Consider the following 1213-nt stretch of genomic DNA (forward strand, 5'->3'; position numbering starts at 1 on the left):
GCTCGACATGCTCTCGGCGAGCGATGGCCCGCGCACCACGAGGGAGACCGAGCGAGCGTAACGCGCGAGGTGCAGCGCCGCCTGCCCGGCCGAGTTGCCGCCACCCACCACGAGCACGTCGCGCCCCGACTGCGCTCGCGCCTCGACCGAGGTCGCCCCGTAGAACACGGATGCCCCGACGAACGGCTTGAGTCCCGGCGCCGCGAGCCGGCGATAGGTGACGCCGGTCGCGAGCACCACCGCGCGGCCGCGCACCACGTCGCCGCCGGCCACGTCGAGCTCGAAGCCGCCGTCGACCCGGCGCAGGCCCGTCACCGCCCGGGTGTGCGCGAACCGCGCCCCGAACACCCATGCCTGCTGGTAGGCCCGCTGCGCGAGCTCGGAGCCCGAGACGCCACGCGAGAACCCGAGGTWGTTGCGGATCAGCGAGCTCGACCCCGCCTGGCCGCCGATCGACTCGGCCTCGAGCACCAGCGTGTCGAGCCCCTCGGACGCCGCGTACACCGCCGAGGCGAGCCCGCTCGGTCCCGCGCCGACCACGACGACGTCGACGACCCGGTCGGGCAGCGAGGTGTCGAGCCCGTGCGCGCGCGCGAGCTCGGCGTCATCGGGATCGACGAGCACCCGGCCGGCCGCGGTGCGCACGAGCGGCACGCCCGCGTACGCCACGCCCGCCTCTGCGAGCATCGCGACGGCGTCGGGATCGTCGGGGTCGAGCCGCTCGTTCGGCACGCCGCTTCGGGCGAGCCGGTTCTGCAGCACGTGCGTGCGCGGCTGGGCGTCGTCGCCGATGACGGTGAACGCGCGGTGGCGCTTGCCGGCGGTCGCCTCCCACTCGCGCAGGAAGTCGGTGATCGCCCGGTGGAACGACTCGTCGGGCGAGTGCACCGGGCGCACGACGTAGTAGTCGATCTGCACTCGCGACATGAGCCGGAGCACGGCATCGGAGGTCGCGGCATCCGCCCACGCGCCCCACTCGATCACGAGGCCCCGGCGCACGTCGGGGAAGCGCCGGYGAGCCGCGGCGAACACGGTCTCGTGGTCGTCGACGGGAGTGGCGTCGTCGGAGAGCACGAGGGCGAGGGTGCCGCCCTCGGCGGCGAGCGCCTCGATCGCCTGGAGGGCGGCGGTCGCGCCGTCGGCCTCGAGGATGCGGTAGTCCTCCGAGTAGCGTCGGCGCAGCGGCCCGAGCAGGGAGGCGCGCACCCCGTCG

At 75.1% G+C, this 1213-nt stretch carries 1 protein-coding gene; it reads right to left on the bottom strand.

The window, feature by feature from the left end:
- Positions 1–1213, bottom strand: a 1213-nt coding sequence (locus AC1DY2_RS19905; protein ID WP_476763986.1) for an NAD(P)/FAD-dependent oxidoreductase, incomplete at both ends; no start/stop codon positions are given.

Source organism: Agromyces sp. P1_H4 (assembly GCF_056405255.1).